This window comes from Streptomyces sp. NPDC032822 (genome assembly GCF_055578825.1).
Genome location: NZ_JBVIOL010000006.1, coordinates 270958 through 294635, shown reverse-complemented (window position 1 = coordinate 294635; position 23678 = coordinate 270958). Strand labels below are relative to the sequence as shown.

The 23678-nt window shown below is 71.4% G+C and carries 21 protein-coding genes, 1 tRNA gene and 2 pseudogenes; 15 read left to right on the top strand and 9 right to left on the bottom strand.

Features of this window, described 5'->3' with window-relative positions; translation table 11 throughout:
- The first annotated feature begins 156 nt into the window (after positions 1-156).
- Positions 157-1488, top strand: coding sequence for a cation:proton antiporter (locus ACZ5VD_RS19395; RefSeq protein WP_468682779.1), 1332 nt, complete (start codon positions 157-159; stop codon positions 1486-1488).
- A 3-nt stretch (positions 1489-1491) separates the two neighbouring features.
- On the opposite strand, the gene ACZ5VD_RS19390 is transcribed toward ACZ5VD_RS19395, so the two are convergent.
- A complete protein-coding gene (locus ACZ5VD_RS19390) occupies positions 1492-2475 on the bottom strand; it encodes a HAMP domain-containing sensor histidine kinase (protein WP_468682778.1) in 984 nt (327 codons plus the stop codon).
- A gap of 205 nt (positions 2476-2680) precedes the next feature.
- On the opposite strand from ACZ5VD_RS19390, the gene ACZ5VD_RS19385 reads away from it, so the two are divergent.
- From ACZ5VD_RS19385 to ACZ5VD_RS19375, 3 genes are all read left to right on the top strand, one after another.
- On the top strand, positions 2681-2965 hold the full coding sequence (locus ACZ5VD_RS19385) for a DUF3040 domain-containing protein (RefSeq protein WP_468549014.1): 285 nt from the start codon (positions 2681-2683) through the stop codon (positions 2963-2965).
- Between the two features lie 484 nt (positions 2966-3449).
- Positions 3450-4670, top strand: coding sequence for a cation:proton antiporter (locus ACZ5VD_RS19380; protein WP_468549013.1), 1221 nt, complete (start codon positions 3450-3452; stop codon positions 4668-4670).
- A 118-nt stretch (positions 4671-4788) separates the two neighbouring features.
- Entirely contained in the window at positions 4789-5859 is a 1071-nt protein-coding gene (locus ACZ5VD_RS19375) for a PucR family transcriptional regulator (RefSeq protein ID WP_468549217.1), read from the top strand.
- A gap of 31 nt (positions 5860-5890) precedes the next feature.
- On the opposite strand, the gene ACZ5VD_RS19370 is transcribed toward ACZ5VD_RS19375, so the two are convergent.
- Positions 5891-6376, bottom strand: a complete 486-nt coding sequence (locus ACZ5VD_RS19370; protein WP_468549012.1) for a cation:proton antiporter regulatory subunit — start codon at positions 6374-6376, stop codon at positions 5891-5893.
- 205 nt (positions 6377-6581) lie between these two features.
- Between ACZ5VD_RS19370 and ACZ5VD_RS19365 the strand changes: the two genes are divergently transcribed.
- From ACZ5VD_RS19365 to ACZ5VD_RS19350, 4 genes are all read left to right on the top strand, one after another.
- Entirely contained in the window at positions 6582-7013 is a 432-nt protein-coding gene (locus tag ACZ5VD_RS19365) for a hypothetical protein (RefSeq protein ID WP_468549011.1), read from the top strand.
- Between the two features lie 150 nt (positions 7014-7163).
- The gene (locus ACZ5VD_RS19360) at positions 7164-8534 is read left to right on the top strand and encodes an MFS transporter (protein WP_468549010.1); all 1371 of its coding nucleotides are present in this window, start codon (positions 7164-7166) and stop codon (positions 8532-8534) included.
- Complete coding sequence (locus ACZ5VD_RS19355; RefSeq protein ID WP_468682777.1) at positions 8531-9922, top strand: alpha/beta hydrolase family protein; 1392 nt, start codon at positions 8531-8533, stop codon at positions 9920-9922. Before ACZ5VD_RS19360 ends, ACZ5VD_RS19355 begins: the two co-directional genes overlap by 4 nt.
- Positions 9923-9974: 52 nt before the next feature.
- The gene (locus ACZ5VD_RS19350) at positions 9975-10835 is read left to right on the top strand and encodes a PaaX family transcriptional regulator (protein ID WP_468549008.1); all 861 of its coding nucleotides are present in this window, start codon (positions 9975-9977) and stop codon (positions 10833-10835) included.
- Positions 10836-11390: 555 nt separating this feature from the next.
- Here ACZ5VD_RS19350 and ACZ5VD_RS19345 read toward each other — a convergent pair.
- Complete coding sequence (locus tag ACZ5VD_RS19345; protein WP_468549007.1) at positions 11391-11612, bottom strand: CarD family transcriptional regulator; 222 nt, start codon at positions 11610-11612, stop codon at positions 11391-11393.
- 406 nt (positions 11613-12018) lie between these two features.
- Here ACZ5VD_RS19345 and ACZ5VD_RS19340 point away from each other — a divergent pair, with 406 nt between their 5' ends.
- From ACZ5VD_RS19340 to ACZ5VD_RS19330, 3 genes are all read left to right on the top strand, one after another.
- A complete protein-coding gene (locus tag ACZ5VD_RS19340; RefSeq protein WP_468549006.1) occupies positions 12019-13614 on the top strand; it encodes a serine/threonine-protein kinase in 1596 nt (531 codons plus the stop codon).
- Entirely contained in the window at positions 13615-14424 is an 810-nt protein-coding gene (locus tag ACZ5VD_RS19335) for a ferritin-like domain-containing protein (RefSeq protein WP_468682776.1), read from the top strand. It begins immediately after the preceding gene.
- Positions 14425-14590: 166 nt separating this feature from the next.
- The gene (locus ACZ5VD_RS19330; protein WP_468549004.1) at positions 14591-15997 is read left to right on the top strand and encodes a phosphatase PAP2 family protein; all 1407 of its coding nucleotides are present in this window, start codon (positions 14591-14593) and stop codon (positions 15995-15997) included.
- A 75-nt stretch (positions 15998-16072) separates the two neighbouring features.
- Here ACZ5VD_RS19330 and ACZ5VD_RS19325 read toward each other — a convergent pair.
- The 3 genes and pseudogenes from ACZ5VD_RS19325 to ACZ5VD_RS19315 form a co-directional block, all read right to left on the bottom strand.
- A pseudogene (locus ACZ5VD_RS19325) lies at positions 16073-16508 on the bottom strand (MMPL family transporter); the annotation flags it as partial.
- Positions 16493-17101, bottom strand: coding sequence for a hypothetical protein (locus ACZ5VD_RS19320; protein WP_468549003.1), 609 nt, complete (start codon positions 17099-17101; stop codon positions 16493-16495). The gene ACZ5VD_RS19320 and the pseudogene ACZ5VD_RS19325, both read right to left, overlap by 16 nt.
- A 79-nt stretch (positions 17102-17180) precedes the next feature.
- A complete protein-coding gene (locus tag ACZ5VD_RS19315; RefSeq protein WP_468549002.1) occupies positions 17181-17732 on the bottom strand; it encodes a flavoprotein in 552 nt (183 codons plus the stop codon).
- 120 nt (positions 17733-17852) lie between these two features.
- Between ACZ5VD_RS19315 and ACZ5VD_RS19310 the strand changes: the two genes are divergently transcribed.
- Positions 17853-19037, top strand: a complete 1185-nt coding sequence (locus ACZ5VD_RS19310; RefSeq protein ID WP_468549001.1) for a helix-turn-helix domain-containing protein — start codon at positions 17853-17855, stop codon at positions 19035-19037.
- Between the two features lie 97 nt (positions 19038-19134).
- The gene (locus ACZ5VD_RS19305) at positions 19135-19473 is read left to right on the top strand and encodes a hypothetical protein (protein WP_468549000.1); all 339 of its coding nucleotides are present in this window, start codon (positions 19135-19137) and stop codon (positions 19471-19473) included.
- A 357-nt stretch (positions 19474-19830) separates the two neighbouring features.
- On the opposite strand, the pseudogene ACZ5VD_RS19300 reads toward ACZ5VD_RS19305, so the two are convergent.
- Positions 19831-19977: pseudogene (locus ACZ5VD_RS19300) on the bottom strand (helix-turn-helix transcriptional regulator); the annotation flags it as partial.
- Positions 19978-20160: 183 nt separating this feature from the next.
- Here ACZ5VD_RS19300 and ACZ5VD_RS19295 point away from each other — a divergent pair.
- Positions 20161-20634, top strand: a complete 474-nt coding sequence (locus tag ACZ5VD_RS19295; RefSeq protein ID WP_468548999.1) for a YxiG-like protein — start codon at positions 20161-20163, stop codon at positions 20632-20634.
- A gap of 121 nt (positions 20635-20755) precedes the next feature.
- On the opposite strand, the gene ACZ5VD_RS19290 is transcribed toward ACZ5VD_RS19295, so the two are convergent.
- Positions 20756-20828, bottom strand: a tRNA-Arg gene (locus ACZ5VD_RS19290).
- A 258-nt stretch (positions 20829-21086) separates the two neighbouring features.
- Here ACZ5VD_RS19290 and ACZ5VD_RS19285 point away from each other — a divergent pair.
- On the top strand, positions 21087-21704 hold the full coding sequence (locus tag ACZ5VD_RS19285) for an NADPH-dependent FMN reductase (protein ID WP_468682775.1): 618 nt from the start codon (positions 21087-21089) through the stop codon (positions 21702-21704).
- Between the two features lie 114 nt (positions 21705-21818).
- Here the strand turns inward: ACZ5VD_RS19285 and ACZ5VD_RS19280 are convergent, their stop codons facing one another.
- Positions 21819-23540, bottom strand: coding sequence for an IclR family transcriptional regulator domain-containing protein (locus tag ACZ5VD_RS19280; protein WP_468682774.1), 1722 nt, complete (start codon positions 23538-23540; stop codon positions 21819-21821).
- Positions 23541-23678 lie beyond the last annotated feature (138 nt).

Here is a 23678-nt window from a genome sequence, read left to right as displayed (position 1 = left end):
GCGAGCGTGGAACGACGAGCCGGCCGGCAGCGAGCCGGCCCGGCTCCGGCAGCACCTCGCCCGCACTCCGACGAAGGAGAACCTGTATCCATCCGCGCATTCGCCCGCCGTATGGGAAGACGTTCCGACCTCTCGCGCCCGCGAAGGCGGTGACCCATGGGACACGCTGACACGCTCCTCGCCATGGGCGGCGCCTTCCTGGCCGCCGCGTTCCTGGCCCGCCTCGGCGGCCGGATCGGGCTGCCGACCATCCCGCTGTTCATGCTCGCCGGCATCCTGCTCGGCCCGCACACCCCGGGCTTCGTACTGGTCGAGGACGCGCACGACTTCGAGATGCTCTCCGCGCTCGGGCTGGTGCTGCTGCTGTTCTACCTCGGCCTGGAATTCCACGTCGACGATCTGCGGAAGGGCGGCCGACGGCTCCTCGCAGCCGGCGGCATCTATCTGCTGCTGAACGTCGGCGCGGGCCTGGGCTTCGGGTTCGCCCTGGGCTGGGGCGCCCGCGAGGCGCTGGTGCTGGCCGGTGTCCTCGGGATCTCCTCGTCCGCGATCGTCACCAAGATCCTCATCGACCTGGGCCGTATCGGCCGCCCCGAGACCCGCCTCATCCTCGGTGTCGTCGTGGTGGAGGACATCTTCCTCGCCCTCTATCTCGCCGCCCTCCAGCCCGTCATCGGCGGCGCCCAGGGCACCGTGGACATGCTGGTGCAGGCGGGCAAGGCCTTCGGGTTCCTGCTGGTGCTGGCCGCCGCGGCCCGCTACGGCACCCGGCTGGTCGGGCGCCTGATCGCGGTACGCGACAACGAACTCCTCGTGATCAGCTTCCTCGGCGGGGCCGTCTTCGTCGCCGGTGTCTCGGAGGTCCTCGGGGTCGCCGACGCGATCGGCGCGTTCATGGTCGGCCTGATCCTGGCCGGCACGCCCTCCGGTCCCCGGATCCGCCGGCTCGTGCACCCCCTGCGGGACGCCTTCGCCGCGATCTTCTTCTTCGCCTTCGGACTGGCCATCGACCCCGGTGTCGTCGCCGCCGTCGCCGGACCGGTCGCCGCCGCCGCGGCACTGACCATCGTCATGAACATCATCGCGGGACTGCTCGTCGCCCGCCTGTACCGCTACGGCCCCGAACACGCCGCGGACATCGCCACCACCCTGGTCGCCCGCGGGGAGTTCGCGCTGATCCTGGCCGCCATGGCCACCGCCGCCGGACTGGACGAGCGGCTCGCGCCGTTCATCGCCGGATACGTCCTCGTCCTCGCCGTCCTGGGCCCGGTGGTCGCCGGTCGGGCCCATCTGCTGGCACGCGCGCTGGTCGCCGTGGGAGCACTCCGGCCGGGCCGGGAAAGCCGTAGGCCCGATGCTCCGGCCCTCGATGCTCCGGCCCTCGATGCTCCGGCACTTGAGGCTCCCGGGTCCGACGCTCCGGCACCCGAGACCCTCGCGCCGGAGGCGGCCACGCTCCGTGCCGAGGTCGAGCGACAGCCCAACTAGCCCTCAGGGGACCGGAGTCCGGAGCGGGACGGTCAGGAGTATCTCCGTGCCGCCGTCCGGGCCCGGGCCGACGACGAGGTCGGCGCCGACGAGCAGGGCGCGCTCGCGCATGCCGCGGATACCGGCTCCCTCGGGGGCGTCGCCGATGCCCCGGCCGTCGTCCCGGACGCTCAGTTCCACGCCGGACGGCGAACGGCGCAGGGCGAGCCGGGCGTGCCGGGCGCCGGAGTGGCGGGCCGTGTTGGTGAGCCCTTCCTGCGCCACCCGGTAGAGGACGAGTTCGACATCGCGGCCGATCCCGGGGCCTGCCTCTTGCCCGGTCTCGCGGTCCAGGGGCGGCAGCGCCGCGTCGAGGTGGTGCCGCACCGACAGTCCGGGCTTGGTGAACTCGCCGGTGAGGGCCTTGAGCGCCTTGGCCAGGCCGAGTTCGTCCAGGACGCCGGGGCGCAGCCGGCGGGCGATGCGACGGATCTCGTCCAGACTGCCCCGGGTGGTCTCCTGGACCTGGTGCAGCTCTGCCCGCATGGTGGCCGGTGCCTGGTCCGCGACGCGTTTGAGTTCGAGCAGCACGGCGGTGAGGGTCTGGCCGACCTCGTCGTGGAGTTCCTGCGCGATGCGGTGCCGTTCGGCCTCCTGGGCGGAGAGCGCGCGGGCACTGCTGGTGGCGCGTTCTTCCTCCAGCCGGTCGAGCATGGCGTTGTACGCCGTGATCAGCTCGGCGATCTCCCCGTGGCCGTCGACCGGGAGACGGCGCCCCGGGCGGAGCAGGTCGGTGGTGGTCATGGCCCGGGTGAGGCGTCGCAGCGGGCCGAGTCCCACGCGCAGCAGCAGGGCGTTGGCGCCGAGCATGGCGGCCAGCCCGCCGGTGAGGACCGCGGCCTCGGTGAGCAGCACGGGCGTGGAGACCGTGACCGGGCCCAGCAGCAGGGCGGTGGCCGTGACGAGGACGACGGCGTTCAGCACGAAGATCCGCCAGAACAGGGGCACCGCGCATCGCCTCCTCGACGTGGACCACGGTCCAGGGTGACCGGCGCGGGGCGGGGCGGCCATCCGTGACGGCACCCATCGTTTGTGGGGGTCGGCCGGCAGGAAGAATGCATGGTGGGCCTGATGGCGGGGGCCGCCCGAGGGGCGCAAGGCTGGAGCCCGGTGCGAGAGCCCCGCACTGCCTCGGCGCCGGAGGAGAGAAGCCATGCCCCAGTCCGACGACGAGCGTCTGGTCGCGCTCGAAGCGCGCTTCGAGCGCGACGACCCCCGGTTCGCCCGGGCCATGCGTGCCGGGCGCCCCTCCCGGCCCCGGGAGTACCGGCACACCCGCGCCTGGTGGTCCCTGGCGGTCTCCCTGGCCGTACTGGTCACCGGCGTGGTCGTGGCCGACGGCCTGCTCATCGCCACGGGCCTGGTCCTGGCGGGGATCGCGGCGCAGCTCTTCGACCCGCATCGAGGCCGGGGAAACCGTCGCCCGCCGCGCGGCTGAGCCGGTCCGGGGCGGTCCGGGGGCGTTCGGTTCCTGATCTTCGGTTTTCGATATGCGCTAAACTTCTTTACGGAGTGCTTACGCTCCGGTGAGCGTAAGTGCGCTCAGCCGTGGTTCGGAACCGACGTGAGTGGGGGCGTGACATGGGTCGGGTCATCCGCGTACGCGTCGACAACGCCGCTCGTGACGGCGTTCCTGATACCAGCGGCACCGGCCTGAACCGCCGCCCTCTGCGCTGACGCGCCGCCCGCCGCGCCGCTCACCGCGTTCGGCCCCGCCCGGCCGCGTCCGCGCACACCCGCACTGCCGGTACCGCCGCGCACCCCTTGGGCGGCCGGGCCCGGCCACTTCGGCCGACGCGGCCCACTCGCCACACCCAACTCCCCAGCCGTCCGCGCTCCCTGACGCAGTGACAGGTGTCACGGGGAGGCACCCGACATGGCACAGACGCCGCCGCCGCATCGACCACGGAGGACAGACGCCCGTGCACGACACCACCGCCATGCTCATCGAACTCGGCGCGATCATCCTCGTCCTCGGCCTGCTGGGACGCCTCGCCGGCCGGGTGGGGTTCTCACCCATACCCCTCTACCTGCTGGCCGGCCTCGCCTTCGGCCACGGCGGCATCCTGCCGTTGCAGGCCAGCGAGGACTTCGTGGCCACCGGCGCCGAGATCGGCGTCATCCTGCTGCTCCTCCTGCTCGGCCTGGAGTACAGCGCCTCCGAACTCGTCACCAACCTCAAGAGCCAATTCCCCTCCGGTGTCGTCGACTTCGTCCTCAACGCGGCCCCCGGCGCCGTCATGGCGCTGCTCCTGGGCTGGGGCCCGGTCGCCGCCGTCGCCCTGGCCGGCGTCACCTGGATCTCCTCCTCCGGCGTGATCGCCAAGGTCCTCGGCGACCTGGGCCGGCTCGGCAACCGTGAGACGCCGGTCGTCCTGAGCATCCTGGTCCTCGAAGACCTCTCCATGGCGGTCTACCTGCCGATCCTCACCGCCCTGCTCGCCGGTGTGAGCCTGGCGGGCGGCACCGTCACCCTCCTGATCGCGCTGGGCACCGTCGGCGCCGTCCTCTACGTCGCCCTGCGCCACGGCCGTCTGATCAGCCGCGCGGTCTCCTCGGACAACGCCGAGATGCTGCTGCTGGTCGTCCTCGGCCTCACCCTGCTCGTGGCGGGCCTCGCCCAGCAGCTCCAAGTGTCGGCGGCCGTAGGGGCGTTCCTGGTCGGCATCGCCCTGTCCGGCGAGGTCGCCGAGGGCGCGCACAGTCTGCTGGTCCCGCTGCGGGACCTGTTCGCGGCGGTCTTCTTCGTCTTCTTCGGCCTGCACACCGACCCCGCGGACATCCCGCCCGTCCTGCTTCCCGCCCTCGCGCTGGCCGCCGTCACCACCCTGACGAAGATCGCCACCGGCTACTGGGCCGCCCGGCGGGCCGGGATCTCCGCGAAGGGCCGCTGGCGGGCGGGCGGCACACTGGTCGCGCGGGGCGAGTTCTCCATCGTCATCGCCGGACTCGCCGTCGGCGTCGAACCGCGCATCGGCCCGCTGGCCACCGCCTACGTCCTGATCCTCGTCATCCTCGGCCCGCTCGCCGCCCGCTGGACCGAACCCCTGGCCCGCCTCCTCACCGCCCCGCGCCCCCAGGACACCCCCCTCGACCCGACCACGCCCACCGAGCCCGCGGAGGCCGCGCATGCGAGCCACTGAGGACATGGGGAGAGCGGTGTGCACGGAGGCCGCAGGAGCCGCAGGAACCGCAGAAGTCGTGGATGCCGCAGGAGCCGCGGAAGTCGTAGCGGCCACGGGCGCCTCGGGTGCTCCGGCGATCGGATCGACCGCCTCGGCCGAGCCGTACCTCGACGGGTTCGAGGAGATCCTGGCGGACGCCGCGGCCACCGGCCGCCGGCTGACCCGCGAGGAGATCGAGTCCCGCCGGGCCCTCGGCGCGCGGGCGGCCGAGGCCGGGCACGGCTGGCGCGCCCTCGTCCGCGCCCACCTCGCGGCGGGCCGTTCCGCCCGGCCCCGGTCGGCCGACACGGACAGTGTCCTGGCCGTCGTCGAACAGGCCGTGGACGCCTTCGCCGAGGGCTACGAGCGCGCGCAGCGACTCGTGGTCCGCAAGGAGAACGTCGCCCGCCGGGAGTTCATCGACGACCTGCTGCACGGGCGCGGCGACCCGGGCCAACTCGCCGCCCGCTCCGAACGGTTCGGGCTGCGCCTGTCCCGCGCCCACGCGGTCGCCGTGGCCGAGGGGCCGGTGGAGTACGACGAGAGCGACCCCGTTCCCCGGCAGGTGGCGGGCGAACTGTTCGCCCGCTTCGAGAACCGTCGCATCCTGTTCACCACCAAGGACGGCCGGATGCTGTGCGTCGCCCCCGGAGACCAGGACGACGTCCTCACCCACTTCGCCAAACGCGTCTACGCCGCGACCGGCGGGGCCCAGGTCGCCGTCGGCCGGCCGCGGCCGGGTGCGATCGGCATCGGGCACAGCTACGAGGAAGCCCTCAACGCCCTGGACGTGGCCCAGCGCATGGGCCTCGAAGAGCCGCTGCTGCGCGCCGCCGACCTGCTGGTCTTCCCGGTCCTCGCCCGGGACCGGCAGGCCCTGGTGGACCTGGTGCACAGCTCCCTGGGGCCGCTGGAGCAGGCGCGCGGCGGAGCGCGCCCGCTGCTCGACACCCTCGGCGCGTACTTCGACACCGGCTGCGTGGCCGCCGCCGCGGCCCGCCGGCTGTCGCTCAGCGTCCGCGCGCTCACCTACCGGCTGCAGCGCATCCACACGCTCACCGGCACCGACCCCACCGACCTCGCCCACCGCTACACCCTGCAGACCGCGGTCATCGGCGCCCGCCTGCTCGACTGGCCGACCAGACCCCTGAATTCGGCCGGGCGTTAGGAACCGCCCGCGAACCGGTCGCCGCCGGGTCTCACTCCCGTTCGAGGATCGTCGCCGCCGCCGTGGCCCCCTCCCGGGTGCCGATCACGATCAGGATGTCGCCGCCGGCCAGCCGGAAGTCGGGCTTGGGCGAGGGCACGGCCTCGGCGCGGCGCAGCACCGCCACGATCGACACCCCGGTCTCGGTACGCATCCGCGTCTCGCCGAGCAGCCGCCCGTTCCAGTACGACGTCGCCGACAGCTCGATCCGCTCGGCCACCAGCCCCAGTTCGGTGGTGGACAGCAGGTTCGGGCTGTGGTGCGCCGGCGTCATCGCGTCGACGAGCGTGGCCGCCTCGTCCGCGGACAGCCGCACCGACAGGGCGCAGGCGTCGGGGTCGTCCTCGCGGTAGGCGTTCAGGGTCCGGGCGCCGTCGCGGTGCGCGACCACCGACAGCCGGCGCCGCTCCCGCGTGGTCAGGTCGTAGCGGACCCCGATACCGGGCAACGGCGTACTGCTCAGGCGCGGTGCACCCACGGCTGTCTCCTGTCTGGTCGGGCATCGGCTCGGACCCTGTCGACCCCTGTCGTTGCCACCCTAGGACAAGCTCTGGGCACCGCCTGGAATCGGGCAACGGGAGTGTGGAGGCCTGCGGACGGGTGGGAGAATCCGCGTCCGGGGTCCGTGCCGCCGTGCCGGCCTGGCCCCTTGTGCACGGGGGAGGACGAAGGAGGCGTGCAGCATGATCAGGTGGGTGACTCTCAGGGCCGGCGCCAGACCCGTACCCCGGCCCGTCGACACTCCCTTGGTGTGGGCCACGGCCTTCGCCGGCGCCCTGATCCTGGTCGCGCTGCACAACACGCTGGTGGGCACGGGCCGCCCCGGTCCCGCGCTGGCCGCGCTGTCCCTGCTGGCCGCCCTGCTCGGGGTGTGCGCGCGCTTCACCGCGGCCCCCGGTACGGCCGTGCTGTGCTGGCTGTTCCTCAACGGCTTCGCCATCCCGCCCGCGGGCACCCTCACCTGGGCCGGTCACCGGGACACCTTCTGGCTGGCCTGTCTGTGCGCGGCGGCCCTCCTCGGGACCACCCTGGCCCGGATCGGGCACGCCCGCGCCGCGTACCGCCGGATCGCCGTCCAGGGCTTCACGGCGACGGATCCTGACGACCGCGTCTGACGGATCCGACGCATCCGAGCCATGTTCGGGCCATGTTCGGGCTGTGGCCGTTCGGCACTCCCGCGCAGACTGATGTTGTGCACTTTATTGACGAGAGTCATATAGGCGCCTAGGTTCGCGGTGTCCTTCCCCCGGTCAAGGGAGACCGCGATGCCCCCGTCCCCCGCCGCATCCACGTCACCGTCACCCTCCCCGTCCCCAGACTCCGAACGCACCCGGCAGCTGCGCCGAGTGGCGCTCTCAGGACTGCTCGGCACCGCCGTCGAGTTCTACGACTTCCTCGTGTACGGAACCGTCGCCGCCCTCGTCTTCGGCGAACTGTTCTTCCCCGGCGCCGATCCCGCCGTGGGCACGGTCGCCGCGTTCGGCACCTTCGCCGCCGGCTATGTCGCCCGTCCGCTCGGCGGCATCGTCTTCGGGCACTTCGGTGACCGACTCGGCCGTAAGTCCATGCTGTTGCTCACCATGGGGCTGATGGGCGGCGCCAGTTTCCTCATCGGCCTGCTGCCCACGTACGACACCATCGGTGTGTGGGCGCCCGTCCTGCTGATCACCCTGCGCGTCGTCCAGGGCATCGCCATCGGCGGTGAATGGGGCGGTGCCACCCTGATGGTCGTCGAGCACGCCGGAGAGCGGCGGCGCGGCCTGTGGTCCAGCTTCACGCAGATGGGAGCCCCGCTCGGCTCCCTGCTCTCCTCGGTGGTCGTCACCCTCGTGGTCGCCATGCCCCGCGACGAGTTCGCGGCCTGGGGCTGGCGGGTGCCGTTCCTGCTGAGCTTCCTGCTGCTCGGCGTCGGCCTCTTCGTCCGCCTCAAGGTCGTCGAGAGCCCGCTCTTCGCCGAGGTGAAGAAGGACCGCGCCGAGTCGAGCCTGCCCATCCTCGACGTCCTGCGCCGCCCGCGCCCCCTGCTGCTGGCCTGCGGTGTCGGCATCGGCGCCTTCACCGCCCAGTCCCTGCTGACCAGTTACATGATCGCGTACGCCACCGGCATCGGATACGCCCGCCCGCAGGTGCTCACCGCGCTCACCGTCTCCGCGTGCGTCGCCCTCGTCGTGCTGCCCTGCGCCTCCGCGCTCTCCGACCGGATCGGCCGCCGCCCGGTCGTCCTCGCCGGAGCCCTCGCCTCGGGGGCGCTCGCCTTCCCCGTCCTCGCCCTGGTCGACTCCGGGTCGCCCGGGCTGCTGATCCTCGCCGTCGTCCTCGGCCACGGCATCGCCCAGTCCACGATGTACGGCCCGCTCGGCGCCCTGCTCACCGAGATGTTCGGCACCAAGGTCCGCTACACCGGTGCCTCCCTCGGCTACCAGGGCGCCACCCTCATCGGCGCCGGCTTCTCCCCGATGATCGCCGGCGGCCTGGTGGCCGGCAGCGGGAACGGCACCCCCGTCGCCCTGCTGCTGTGCGGCGGCGCCGCCATCACCGCCGTAACCGTCCTCCTCGTCCGCGAGACCAGCAAGGACTCCCTCACCGAAGCCACCGAACGCCCCGTCACCCCCCACACGGAGGAGATCTCCGCATGACGACCGGCACCCGCACCACCACCCGCACCGCCTGCGTGGCAGCTCTCCTGCTCGCCGCCACCGCCCTGCCCGCCACCGCGGCCACCGCGGCGGACACGAGCCACATCGAGGGCCGACTCCCCTCGGGCGCCACGTACTTGATGGACGTCCCCGCCGACTGGAACGGCACCGTCCTGCTCTTCAGTCACGGCTACCGCCCCGCCGGCGTCCCCAACGACGCCCAGAACGTCACGGACGCCGCCACCAAGACCCTCCTGCTCGACAAGGGCTACGCCCTCATCGGCTCGTCGTACGCCACCAACGGCTGGGCGGTGACGGACGCGGTGCCGGACCAACTCGCCACCCTCTCCGCCTTCAAGGACCGCTTCGGGCCCGCACGGCGCACCATCGCCTGGGGACAGTCGTACGGCGGGCTCGTCACCACCGCCATCGCCGAGCGCGCCGCGCGGCGGATCGACGGCTCCCTCTCCCTGTGTGGCCTCGTCCACGGCGGCGTCGCCAACTGGAACAACACCCTCGACCCGGTCTTCGCCCTCAAGACGCTCCTCGCGCCCGGCTCCGACATCCCACTGGTGAACTTCCCGGACCAGACGGCCGCCACCAACGCGGCGGGCACCCTGACGGCCGCGGTGGACTCGGCGCAGCAGACGGCCGAGGGGCGGGCCCGCATCGCGCTCGCCGCCGCCCTGCACAACATCCCGGGCTGGAACGACCCGTCCCAGCCCCGACCCGCCGAGACCGACTGGGACGCCCAGCAGACCAACCAGTACACGGCCCTCAAGGGCATGGTGCAGCGCCCCGCGTTCAGCTGGAGGCTGGAGGCGGAGACCCGCGCGGGCGGCAACATGTCCTGGAACACCGGCGTCGACTACGCGAGGCTGCTCGGCCGATCCTCCGTCCACAAGGAGGTCACCGAGCTGTACAAGAAGGCCGGCCTGTCCCTGCGCAAGGACCTCGCCACGCTCAACAAGACCCCGCGCATCGGAGCCGACCCGGCCGCCGTCGCCTGGATGAGCCGTACCAGCGCCTTCACCGGCAAGCTGCCCAAGCCGCAGCTCTCCGTCCACACCATCGGCGACGCACTGGTCCCCGTCCAGACGGAGAGCGCCCTGAAGCGGGCCGTCACCGCCGCCGGCTCCGCCGCCTCGCTGCGCCAGGCGTACGTCGACAACGCGGGCCACTGCACCTTCAGCCCCGCCGAACAACTCGCCGCCCTGCACACCCTGGAGGGCCGCCTCACCACCGGCAAGTGGCGGGGCACGGACCCGGCGTCCCTCAACTCCCGTGCCACGGCGGCCGATCCGACCACCCCCGCACGTTACGTGCGGTACCGGCCCGCCCCGTACCCGCGCCCGTACGACCTCGCCCACCCGGCCGACGGCCGCTGACCCCGTACGACCGCCTGCCGCACCGCGCGCGGGCGGTCGTACTCTTGCCACCGTGGAGGACGAAGACATCCAGGACACCTCGGGCGGCGACTCCCCGGACGACGGCCCGCAGTCGCGCCCCCAGTCGCTCATGCTCGCCTTCTTCGGCAACCACGTCCTGGAGGCGGGGCAGCTGTGCGTCTACTCGGGCAGCATCATCGACGTCCTGGGCCGCGCCGGCGTCGGTGAACAGGCCGTGCGCTCCACGCTGACCCGCATGGTCAACCGCGGCCTGCTGCGGCGCCAACGGGAGGGCCGCCGCATGTACTTCGGCCTGACCGAACAGGCGACCCGCGTCCTGCGGGACGGCCGTACCCGCATCTGGCGGGAGGGCGCCGTCAACGACGACTGGGACGGCTCCTGGACACTGCTCGGCTTCTCCCTCCCGGACTCCTGGAAAAGCCGGCGCCACGACCTCCGCTCCCGGCTCACCTGGTCCGGCTTCGGCGCCCTCTACAGCGGACTGTGGATCGCCCCCGGGAACGTCGACGTCTCCGCCACCATCTCGGAACTCGGGCTCACCGCCCACGTCAAGATCTTCCACGCCCAGGCGGACCAGGCCATCGACATCGAGCAGATGATCAGCGACACCTGGGACCTGGAATCCATCGCCGCCCGCTACGTCACCTTCGACAAACGCTGGACCGCCCACCTCGGCGCCGGCTCCGGGGACGACCCCATCGGCACACTGCTGCGCCTGGTCAGCGAGTGGCTCGGAACCATCCGCACGGACCCCAGACTCCCGGCCCGACACCTGCCCCCGGCCTGGCCGGCCCGCCCCGCCCAGGAGACCTTCCGCCGCGTCGCCGACCAGACGGCCAGGCCCGCACAGCAGATGGCCCGGAAGCTGCTGGAGACGACGGAACTCCGCTGAGCCTTCGGGAGTTGAGCCTTCAGGAGCCGGGCCTTCGAAGGGCGCGCGCCGGTGAGCGCCGAGCGTTCGAGAGCCGAGCGCCGGAAAGTCGAGCGCCGGAGAGCCGAGCGCTCAAGCGTGGAGAGCGGGCGCACGGCAAGGCGCGGCGCGCCTGAACGCATCGCGTCTGAGCCCCTCGCGCCTCGGCTCAGCCGCGTTCCGGTCGGCGGGCAGCCGACAGCACCTACCGTCCCGGCCCTCCCCACGCCCACGTCAACGAGGCCGACGACCCGTGGTCGACGGCCGAACCCACTGTCACTGGTCGGAGCCGGTACGCCCCGCGTTGTACCGCTCCCATGCCTGGGAGGGGTCTTGCTCCTCGTCAGGCAGGAAGGCCTCGTTCTCCCCGAAGTCCGGGGCCTGGAAGGGGTTCGTCAGCGGAGGCGGCGAGGCCGCGGTGGCATGACGGGTCGCCCCTTCCGGGGCGGAGAACAGCGAGGTCAGGTCGATGAGAGGTCTCCCATTCGTTACAGGGCCGTGAAAGGACCTGGCGTGCCGTGACCGGGCACAACGGTCCTACAGCTTGCTCATCTTGGAGTACGGGCTCAGGATCCGCTCCTGTGCGGAGCCGAAGTCCACGAGCACGGCGATGCCGTCCTCGATGCCGATCACCCGGCCGAGGCCGTACATGTCGTGTGTGACCTTGTCACCCACCGCGAACTGCTTGGGAGACGGGGCCACCGGGGCTTTGAAGGGGCTGGTTGGCAAATAGCGCTTCGGTGCAGCTGGCTTTGTCATCCCTACCAGTATGGGCCTGCTTCGGCGCTTGCTGAGGCCGTCCGCGTCGGCTGTTCGTCACAGCCCCGGACCACGAGAGCCGCTCCAGCGCGGAAATCCGCCCACGCCTTGCCGCTGACCTGCGGCTTCACGGACCGAGGCGGCGGACACGGCAGCACCGGCCGACCATCCTTATTGACGGCGGCCGACCCCCGTATTCGCCACGGCTGGGGCACGAGGCCGCCGGGAGAGCGGTGATCCGTAGCTCTGCGTGGGTGGACCGGTCGCTGGCGGTCAACCTTTAGGCTGCTCCTTCTGATCGCCTCGCCGGATCAGGGGATCGGGGATCCCCCGAGGGAGGAGATCGGGGATCCTGGGTCGGAAGATCGGGGATCAGGGGGACGGGGATCAGGGGGAACGGGGACCGATGAACACCGACGACGCCACTGCCGTGTTCCGACCGCTCCAGGCGGAGGATCCGCCCCTGGTGGCCGGCTACCGCCTGGCCGCCCGGATCGGCGCGGGCGGCATGGGCCGGGTCTACCTCTCCCACACGCGGGGCGGCCGGCCGGTGGCGATCAAGGTCGTACGCCCGGAACTGGCCGACAACCCGGCCTTCCGGCGACGGTTCCACCGGGAGATCGCGTCGGCCCGGCGGGTCCGGGGCGCGTACACCGCCGAGCTGATCGACGCCGACGCCGACGGCGTACCCCCCTGGCTGGCCACGCTGTACGTACCGGGCCCCTCCCTGGCGGAGGCCGTCCTCCGGGGCGGCCCGCTCCCGATACCGGCCGTGCTGTGGCTGATGGCGGGGGTGGCCGAGGCACTGCAGGCCATCCACGGGGCCGGCATCGTGCACCGGGACCTGAAGCCGTCGAACGTGCTGCTGGCCGCCGACGGCCCACGGGTGATCGACTTCGGCATCTCGCTGGCCGCCGGCATCACCTCGCACACCGCCACGGGCGCCACCATCGGCACCCCCCAGTTCATGGCCCCCGAGCAGGCGTCCGGGGGTGAGGTCACGGCGGCGACCGACATCTTCGCGCTCGGACAGACAGCGGCGTTCGCGGCACTGGGCAGGCCGCTCTACGGCGACGGCGCCTCCGTCAACGTCCTGTACCGGATCGTCCACTCGAAGCCCGACCTGGGCCTCCTCCCCGAGCCGCTCCGCCCGCTGCTCACCCGCTGTCTCGCCGCCGACCCGGCGGAGCGGGCCACCCCGGCGGAGATCGTCGAGTGGTGCCGGCAACGACTGGGCGCGGACGCCGAAGCGGGCGCGGGCCCCGCCGTCTGGCGCGAGGTCACCGGCCCGGAGGTGGTCGTACCCGCCCCGGTCCCCACCCCCACCCCGGTCCACACACTGCCGCGGCAGACGCCGGCGGCGGCACCGGAGAGACGGATCCCGCGGCGCCGCCTCGCTCCGTTGATCACCGCCGCGGTCACGGCGGCCGTACTGCTGCTGACGGGCCTGACCTGGATGGCCGTGAAAACGGCGGACCGGCTCAGCAACCGGTACGAGTCCTCGACAGGCACCCCCGACCCGACGTCGTCCGCACGCTCGTCGGCTTCGTCCCCGGCATCCGATCCGACGACCCCGACGACGGGGCCGGGGCCGGGGTCGGGCGGCGACGAAACCCCCGAGGCGCCGCGAGCCGTCGCGTACCCCTTCCAATGGCTGGACGAGAAGAACTCGCTCGACATCAAGGACCCGGTGGAGCGCAAGGACCGCAAGGGAGACATCCGCTTCGTCTGCACGGACGGCTGCGCACTGGAGAGCGACACCAGCGTGATCCACCTGCTCTACGGCAAACCGGGCGCCACCCTCGCCACCTGCCGGGTGGCCCTGGACGGCGAGAAGACCCGCGACCTCCCCCTCGCCGCGGCGGCGGCCGGCAGCGAGATCTGCGTCCGGCACCCCTCCGGCGACATCGCCCTCCTCGTGATCCAGGCCAAGAACACCGCCCTGCCGAAGAGCGGCTTCAGCTTCGTGACGGCGGACATGACGATCTGGCGGGCGGCCTAGATGCCGGACCTCGACAGGGCGGTGGGCGGCGGCGGAGAGGGGAGGGGAGACCACGTGGCGCGCACGGGCGGCTTCGCCGAGTGGACAAGGCGGTTCGAGGACGCGCGCGAGCACCGGCGTGCCCAGGGTGATCCGGACTGGGGGCGGACCGCGACCCTGCATCCGGCGGTGTGGGCCGGCATCCAGCGCTTCCAGGTCGGCGAGGACGGCGATGGCGCCAACCTCGTCCGCAAGGCGGACCGGGCCGGCGACGCCGACTACGCGCGGGCCGTCCGGCTCTTCGTCGCCGAGGAACAGAACCACGCCCGTCTCCTCGCCCGGCTGCTGGCCGCGGGAGGCATGCCGACGCTGACCGGGCACTGGAGCGACACGGCCTTCGTACGGCTACGGCGTCTCATGGGCCTCCGCGTGGAACTGCTGGTGCTGATGATCGCGGAAGTGGTGGCGCTGCGTTACTACCGGGCCCTGCGCGACGGCACCGACGACCCGCTCACCACGGAGGTGGCGGCGCGGATCCTGTCCGACGAGCAGCGCCACGTCCCGTTCCACTGCGAGCGGCTGCACGCTTCCCTGGCGGAGCTTCCCCGCGCGTCGCGCCGCCCGGTGATGGCCCTGTGGCGACTGCTCCTGCTCGCGGTCTCCCTCGTCGTCGCCGCCGACCACGGTCCGGCCCTGCGCCGACTCGGCATCGGGCGCCCGCGCTTCGTGGCCGATGTCATGCTGTCGTCGCACCCTGTGGTCTCCGCGGTACTGGCCCCTCGCGCGGACGGCACGGACGGCACGGACGGCACGGCGGAACCCGGACCGTGATCCTTCCGTCTCCCTTCGTCGAGCGGGTCGCTGTCGGCGGGGGAGGAGACGGCCTCGACGGGAAGGAGACGAGCGAACCTACCCCGACCCTTTGACTCTGTACCCCGGTACCCCTTGACCCTGTGACCCTTTGATCACTACCTGAGAACCAGAAAATCGGCCGAAATTGAGATACATACCCTCGCGGATCCTCTCGCGAAAAAGACCCGGAACCGCGTCCTCCACGGGGCGCCGACGACGGGCGGGACTCTGGGCCGCGGCGAGTGTCGTGGCCCTCGGATTCCTCATCGCGATGGAGATCGCCGCACGCCACTACGGCCTGCCCGGGCCGATCACCACCCAGCTGCGCGAGGTGCTGTACGCCCCCAAGTCGGGCTTCCTGCTGTACGCCGGCATGGCGTTGATGCTGGTGGTGCTGCCCTGGCGGCAACGGTTCATCGCGGTGGGCGCCGCGATCGGCATCGACATCGCCTTCTTCGTGGTCCGATGGGCGGCCGACGTGAAGACGACCGGCGGCCACCCCTTCGGCAACGGCGCGTTGTGGGTGATCCTGGGCTGTGCGGTCATCGCCGTCACCCGCCGTACCGGCCGGGACCGCGTCCTGCTGCTGAAGGGCGTCGGGCTGGGCCTGCTGCTGGTGGCCGGCCGCAAGACCGGGGACACCTGGCTTCTCATCACCTCCAAGACCCGCCCGACAGTCCTCGACCAGTACCTGGCGGTCGCCGATCACGCCCTGGGCAACCCGTCTTGGCTGGTGGGCCGCATGGTCACGGCCACCGGTTCGATCGGCTTCAACTTCCTCGACATCGTCTACGGCCAGCTCGCCGTGGCCGCGGTCGCCGTCGCGCTGTACCAACTGCGCAACGTGGCGGCCGAACGCCGCTTCCCACGCCATCACCTGGTGCGCACCTTCCTGGTGATCGGCCTCCTCGGACCCACCGTCTACCTGATCTTCCCGGTGGTCGGCCCCGTCTTCGCCTACGGCACCGGCGCCGAGCACTGGGCATCGGTCAGCCTCTGGGCGGAAACGCCGCCCAGCGGGCAATGGGCGGTCGCCAACCTGTGGCCGCAGACGCCACCGCCGATCGGCACCCCCCACCTCATGCCGTTCGACGGGATCACCCCGCGCAACTGCATGCCCAGCCTGCACACGGCATGGGCCACCGCGATCTTCCTGCACTCCCGGAACGGCCCCCGGCTCCTGCGCTTCGCCGGCACGTTCTGGCTGCTGGCCACGCTCACCGCGACACTGGGATTCGGCTACCACTACGGCGTGGACCTCATCGCCGGCGTGGTCTTCACCCTCACCGTCGAGGCAGCCCTGCGCTCCTACGTCCGCGGCTGGGACCGCCCAGGAATCCAGCTGGTCGCCTACGGCACGACCGTCTTCACCACGCTCCTGCTCGCCTACCGCTACCTACCGCTGGACATGGCAAGGCACCCATGGATCGCCGGCCCCCTCCTCATCCTGACGATGACCTCGGTGATCTACGGCTACACAAGAACCATCACCCGCCGAGAACCGAACACCCCACGGACACGCCAACCGGAACCACAGCCTGAACTGGTGTGAACCGTGTTGCGGACAGCGCCGCTCACGGGTCAGGGCGGGGCTCTCGCTGTCCGTGTTCCCGTGGTTCGGCCGCGGAGTCGATGCCGGTGTGGGCGGGGGAGGGACCCGGCTCAGCGCCTCGCCCTCCACGTCCAGGTGCGGCAGGATCCGGTCCGGCCGACGGGGCAGCCACGCCACCTTGCCGCCGAGGAGGGCGAGGACGCCCGGGACGAAGGCCATGCGGACCACGAACGCGTCGAAGAGGACGGCGGTCGCGAGGGGCCGAAGCCGATCATCTCGATCATGGATTCGTCGGCGGTGACGAATCCGGCGAACACGGCGACCATGATGGCCACGGCGGCGGCCACCACCCGGGCGCTGTAGCGGAACCCGTGGTGATCGACTCGCCGGCCCACTGCCCGTGGACGTACGCCTCGCGGATACGGGACATCTGGAAGACCTCGTAGTCCATGGAGAGACCGAAGTCGATGCCCACCAGGAAGATCGGCATCATGCTCATGATCGGCCCGGTGGTCCGGGGCGGGGATCGGCCGATCGGATGCAGTCATTGAGGTCGGGAAAGGACACCGGTGGACCGGCCGCCGCGCGAACCGCACCCAGGCTGACGCTGTCCGAGTCCAGGGTGGCGACTACCGGGCGGGGGAGTACGTAGAACTCCCACTGAGCCGTGTCGAGTGGTTCGTAGACCGCGTGTTCACGGGCAGTCTGGACGGCGAAAACATAGACGTCCGCGTTGTGCGACTTTGCCTCCGAGTAGCCGCCATCGGGTGACCACGTGCGAGCGCGGATCCCACTGAAGCGGATGTGAGACAGCGTGCGCTGCTCCCAGGCTTGCAGGTAGGCACCTGCCTTGACTTCGATGCGCAGTCCGTCGTCGGTTTCGACGTCGTGGCTGGCCCATTCCACACGGGGCTCGTGGGAGCCGACCGCCTGGTGGACCAGGAACTCGGCGAACAGACCGCGTGTGTTGTTCATACGAAGGTCCGGCATGGCGAACTGCCAGAAGTCGACCACGGTTGCGTCCGGGACGCCGATGATTGACTCGTCACCGCGGAGCGGTGGCATGGGCCGTGGGATCAAAGGCAGACGGTCAGGCTGGTTCATGGGCCGCAGTCTGCCCGCGGGGCGTGGGAGCTCGCGCATCTGCTGTCAGCGGGCGGGGCCGCCTTCGTCAGGTCCGGGGTCACCTCTTCGTGGCGACCGCCTGCTCAGCCGCATCCAGCGCCAGAACCCACGGATACTCCTCGGGCTTCCCCCCGCCCGGCTGGTTCGGCTCGAACCCACCCTCTCCGTACAGCACCGTCACGCCCATGGCGCGCAGCTCCTGGACACTCCGCTCGAACTGCCGGTGCTGTACGTAGGCCGCGTTCACGCACGGCATCGCCACGATCGGGATGCCCTTCCCGATGCCTTCCGCCACGACCCCGACCACGAAGTCGTGGGTGAGACCGAGCGCCCAGGAGTTGATGCTGTTGAAGGTGGCCGGCGCGAAGACGATGACGTCCGCCTTCGGCCATACGTCCGGCTCGCCCGGAGCCTTGTACCGCGAGCGCACGGGGTGACCGGTCAACTGCTCCAACTCGCCGAGCCGGTCGCCGAGCCAGTCGGCTGCCGTCGGCGTCAGCCCGAGGCACACGTCGAAGCCGCGCTCCCGAGCGGTCTCGATCACCGTCGTCAGGTCGAAGACCGGGGGCGCCGCCGAGCCGAACAGGTACAGCACACGGGAAGTCGTCATGCCTCGTATCCGATCACACGCAACCACCCCCGAATCCGGTGGAATCGAGGGCGGACGGCTGACCCGTGCGACGGAGTATGAGTACCGTTCCAAGTGGCTGCGAGGAACGAGGAGACCAGGATGCCCAACCTCGACGACGTCCACACGGGTACTCGCATCAAGGAGCAGCGGAGACTGGCCAGGCTCACCCAGCGCCAGATGGCCGACTTGCTTCCCTACTCCTACAGCCTGCTCAACCAGGTGGAATGCGGTGCCCGTCCGGCCACGGCTGACTTCGTGGCCGCGAGCGCCAAGGTCCTCGGGGTCGACGTCACCATCCTCACGGGACAGCCCTACATGACCGAATTGCAGCGAGACCGGCTTGCCGGCCTCGTCCGTCCCATCCGCGAGTCCCTCGACCTGTACGACCTCGGGGTGAACCCGGACCTGCGGGCGCGGCCCGCCGCCGATCTCATCATCGAAGCGGACCGCCTGTGCGAGGAAGTCCGGGCGGCCCATCTACGGAACGCTGCCCGCGCGCTGCCGGCGGCGATCGCCGAACTCACGCACACCGCCTGGTCGTCGCCTTCGACGAAGTTGTGGCAGGCCCTCGCGTCGACCTACCGCACCGCCCACGACATCACCGTCAAGCTCGGCTACTACGACCTGTCCGCCGTCGCCCTGGACCGCATGGCCTGGGCAGCAGAGCGCGCCTCCGATCCCTGTATCGGTGCCGTCCGCCAGTACATGCGCGCGCTCGTCTACTTCCGGGAGGGGGAGTACACGATCGGGCAGCGCCTCCTCGCCTCCGGGCACGGCATCGTCGGCCAGGCCGAGACAACTCGGGAGGCCCTCGCCGTCACCGGGCAACTTCACCTCGGGGCATCCGTCATCTGCGCGCGTGCCGACGACAGGACGGCCGTGGACCGGCACATCGCCGAAGCCCGCGCCATCGCGAAGCGCACCGGCGAGGCCTCCGGCGTGCACTGGCTGTCGTTCGGGCCGGCCAACGTCGCACTGCACCGGATGTCGGCGGCCGTCGAGATGGGCCGGTTCGACGACGCGCTGACGCAGGCCCGGAAGATCTGCCTGCCGAAGTCGCTGCCGACGTCCCGGCGGGCGCACTTCCTGATCGACCGGGCACGCACGGAGATGGAAACCGGGCTCACGGACAAGGCCCTGGAGCATCTGGTCGCCGCCCGGAAGACGGCGCCTGAACAGACCCGCTACCACCCTGGCGCCCGGGAGACGATTCGAGGACTGGTCCACGTCGCGCGCCGGACCCCGGACACGCTGAACCACATGGCTGCCTGGGTCGGCCTGTAGCACGCTCGCGGTGCTCACACATCTGTGAGCGTTGGCCCCCTTGAGCACACCTACGGTCATGTGTGAGACGGATCATCGTGACTGTGGAGGCCTGGTCATGCGCACGAGCAGCGAGGACACAGACACCCGTGAGGCGCTCGCGCTGTTACCCGTCCCCCGCCTCGACGGCCTGTCCGAGCAGCAGAAGCGCGGCAACGCCTGCGTATGGGACGGCACCCCCCTCACGCCCGCGACGGCCGTCGACCTCGGACGCCGCCCCATGCGCCCCGGCGGGCACTGCGAGTGGTTCCCCCGCGGCTGCCGCCGCTGTATCGGCGAGCACGCCCGCCAGGCCCTCCAGGACCACGTCCCGTACTGCGAGCGGTGCGTCGACGACGCGTCCGGCTGCGACACCCGGATGGCGCTGGAGCGGCTCACCTGGAAGGGACGCCGATGACCGCCAAAACCCTGTCCCCGGCAGAGGAGGCGTTCGTCGCCCTCTCCGAGCACTGCGTTGCCTGCCCCGGGTGCCGACCGGATCCGGACCGCCCAGAGGAGTCCCGCGGGTGCTCGGCAGCGGCTGGCTTGTACCGGACGTGGCGGGATCTTTGGGCTGTGGAGGTCCGCTCATGATCTGCGCGCGCTGCGATCTCACCATCCGGCGGGACGAGCCGACGACGCCCATCGACTCCGGCTCGCCGACCGGGCCCGGCACGACCGTCTACGTCCATACGATCCTGTGCCGCAGGCCCCCGACCCAGACCTCTCCCGTGTCTGCCCGCGCGGCGATACGAGAGGGATGACGGCCGGCCCTTCAGCGGACGAGGCCGGCGGGGAGGACGTCCAGGACACGGGCAACGCAGATCAGGTGGATGCACTCGATGCCCTCGCCGGCCTCGATGCGCTGGATCGTCGACCGGCTTGGATCAGCTTTCTCTGCGAGCTGCTCTTGGGTGAGATTGGCGTACTCGCGGGGCCTCGCGCCCTGGCGCTGACATGACGTGAGAAAGACCCGGGCCCTCCCTGAGCTGGGAGGTCCGGGAGTCTAAAGACTTGTTCGAGCGACCCTTGTGGAGTCCTCAGCCCCTGGCACCGGTAGATATCAGGCTGTCAGGGGCTGATCGTGTGGGATAGAAACGGTCCCATGGACGCCGTAGCGCTTGAACAGCTGTTGGACGAGGCCTTCGATCACGCCGTCGTCCACCATGGATACACCAGCTACATGCGCGACTACGAGGTCATCGTCTACGTGACGGCGGATCCCCGCACCGATGTCGAGCCGGCGTATCTGCGGTATCTCTTCCGGTACTGCGTTGAGGCCCGGTGCGAATCGTCCGTGCTGCCGGAGACCTGGCGTGTCTCTTTGGACGACCGCCTCATCGACCATGAGACGGGCATCGACCTCGACGGCTACGTCTGGGGTGTGAAGTGGCATTCCTTGTACCCAGGTGCGAAGGTCCTCCCGCCGTCGGAAGCGACCCGTCGTTGGGCGCAAGCCGTGGGGATCGACTTCCATGAGGTTCGCATCGAGACCAACGCGCACCGCCTCACCCTGCTCTTTTCGGACCTGCAGGTCAGCGAGGTGCCGGACGGGTACGTGCCCTTTCCCACGGAGTAGCGGGTATCCCTTCCGCCCTGACGAGCTGCCGAGTGGACGTAGTGGCACGTGTGTGGCACGGCCTCGAACACGACGAAGGGCCAGCCTGGGAGGAAACCCTCCTGAGCTGGCCCTTTTGCTGTGCCCCCGGCAGGATTCGAACCTGCGACACCCGCTTTAGGAGAGCGGTGCTCTATCCCCTGAGCTACGAAGGCGACGGCGCCCAGTGTAGCGGGTGGGGTCGGGGCTTCAGTGGTGGGCGGGTGGAGGGGTGCGGAGGTGAGGGGGAAGATGGAGGGGTTGACCTGAAGTTTGGTTGAGGTTTTACGGTCTGCGGCATGAGCCAGACCGCGCCGCGCACGGCGCCACTCCTGTCATCGTCCCCGCTCCCGGCTTCGTCCCCGGGCTCGCCGCCCGCCCCGTCCCCGGACTTGCCGTCGCCCTCGTCCCCGCTTCCGCCCTCGTCCCCGGACTTGTCACCGGCCTCATCTCCGGCCTCGTCTCAGGCTTCAGCCCCGCCCCCGCCGCTCAAGATCGGCGTCCTCATCGCCAGCACCCGCACCGGTCGTTTCGCCGACAAGGTTGCTCCCTGGTTTGTCGGTGAGGTGCGGAAGCGGGGGGACATGGAGGTCGATGTGATCGATCTGGCCGAACCGGATCTCGTGGAAGAGCTCAAGTTGTCCTTTGAGCGGTCCGCCGACGCCTCGGGGCTTGCCCGGCGGATCGGGGCGGTGGACGGGGTGGTTGTGGTCACGCCGGAGTACAACCACGGGTATCCGGCCTCCCTCAAGCTCGCGATCGACTACGTGTACAGCGAGTGGCGGGCCAAGCCGGTCGGGTTCGTGTCGTACGGCGGGATGGCCGGTGGGCAGCGGGCCGTGGAGCAGTTGCGGCAGGTCTTCGCCGAACTGCACGCGGTCACGCTGCGGGACACCGTCAGTTTTCACCTGGCCTGGGAGCGGTTCGGCGAGGACGGGCGGCCGTACGACGAGGAGGGGACCGCCAAGGCCGCCGCCGTGCTGTTGGACCAGTTCGCCTGGTGGGGGCTGACCCTTCGGGAGGGGCGGGCCGCCCGGCCCTACGACGGCTGAGCCGGGCCGGGAGGAGGCAGGGCCGGGGTGGAATGGGGTGGGTTATGAACCGGGGTGGAGTGGAGTGGGGTGGGTTGAGTTGGGTTGAGTTGGGTTGAGTTGGGTTGAGTTGGGTTACGACAGGGGGACCCTTGTGAATCGGCCCGCCACTCCCAGGTCCCTCTCGATCCGGTCCGCCGTCGTCCTCAACTCCGGCAGGATGTCCCGGACCGTCTCCTCCGCCGTGTGCCGTGCCGCGTGCAGTGCCACGTTCGCCGCCGCGACCGTCCTGCCCGTGCGGTCGCGGATCGGGACGGCGATGGAGCGCAGGCCCTTCTCCAACTCCTCGTCCACCAAGGCGTAGTTGGGTGCGATTCCGGTGCCGGTGCCGGTGCCGGTCAAGGTGTCGGCACCGGTCCCCGTCCCGGTGTCGGCCAGGAGGATCCTGCCCAGGGCCGTCGCCGTCGCCGGCAGGCGGGTGCCGAGGGTGATGTCCGCGCTCAGTACGCGGCTCGCGTTGGCCCGTGCCGTGTACTGGATCTCCTCGCCGGACGACGTCAGGACCGCCAGTGACGCGGACTCGTGGACCCGGGCCGACAGGTCCTCCAGGTGGGGGGCCGCGATGCGGGAGAGGGACGTACGGGAGAGGGGTGGGAAGCCGAGGGACAGGACGCGGGGGGTCGGCCTGAACGTGCGTTCCGTGCTGCCCGTCGTCACCAGGCCCAGGTGCTCGTACGTGATCAGCGCCCGCCGGGCCGTCGCCCGTGCCAGGCCCGTCGCCTTCGCCACGTCCGTGAGGGTCAGCTCCGCGCGGCCCTCGTCGAAGGCCGTCAGGACGGTGAGGCCGCGGGCCAGGGACTCGATGAAGTCCCTGCCCAGTTCGTGCTTCGACGCCCCGGTCCAGGCCGCCAGGCCGGATACCGGAGCCGGCCCGGGGCCTCCCACCCCGGCCGGTGCCCGTTCCCCTTCGTGCTCCCGCCCCCGTTCCTGTTCGCGCGCTCGTTCCATCTCCGCCACCGCCCCCCGCAGCCGCGGCAGCAGCGTCTCCCGCAGGTCCGTCGCCGAGTGGCGGCTCGTGTGGCTCACCACGCTCGCCACGCAGGCGATCCGGCCGGTGCGGGGATCCCGTACCGGGACCGAGACCGCCACCAGCCCCGGTTCGATCAACTGGTCGTCCAGCGCCCAGCCGTCCTCCCGCGCCCGTGCCACCGCCGACTCGAACTCCTCGTCCGCGCGGGGGAGTTCACGCGGTGGTACGGCCGGGAAGCCGTGGTCCTCCGGGTCCGCCGTCCGGCGCGCACGCCAGTCCTGCCAGTCGGCCCGCGTCCACTCGGTGGCGAACAGGGGGCCCGGCGCGGTGCGTTCGGCCGGGAGCAGGTCGCCGATGCGGAAGCTGAGGGACATCGCGCGGCGGCGGGTGGCCTGGTGGATGAAGCGGATGCCGTCACGGTCGCCGACCGCGAGGGACACCGACTCGTCCAACTCGTCGGCGAGGGCGTCCGCGTGGGCGCCCAGCAGGGCCGGCAGACGCAGGGCGGCCAGGTAGGCGTTGCCCAACTCCATGAGGCGGGGGGCGAGGACGACGTCCCGGCCGTCGAGGCGGACGTAGCCCATGCGCGCGAGGGTGGAGGTGATCCGGTCGACCGTGGAACGGGCGAGGCCGGTGGCCCGTTCCAGCCCGCTCGCGCTCATGGTCCCGCCCGCCTCGGTCAGCCGCCGCAGCACGCCGACCCCGCGGATCAGCGGGGCGACCGCCTCGGCGGGCACGGCGGGGGAGGAAGGCGCGGAGGCGGAGGCTGGGGAGGAGGAGGGGGAGTCGGCCGGTGGCGCGGCGTCCCGGGTCGTCTCGGCGGGCATCGGTTCTCCGGTACGGCGGTCAGGGCAGCCCCACGGTATCCGCGCCCGCGCCGGCCCGCGCGCCGCTCCCACCCCGCCCGTGCCTGCCCGCGCCCTTCTCCCTCACCGTGCGCACCTGCCGGACCCTGCCTGCCGCTG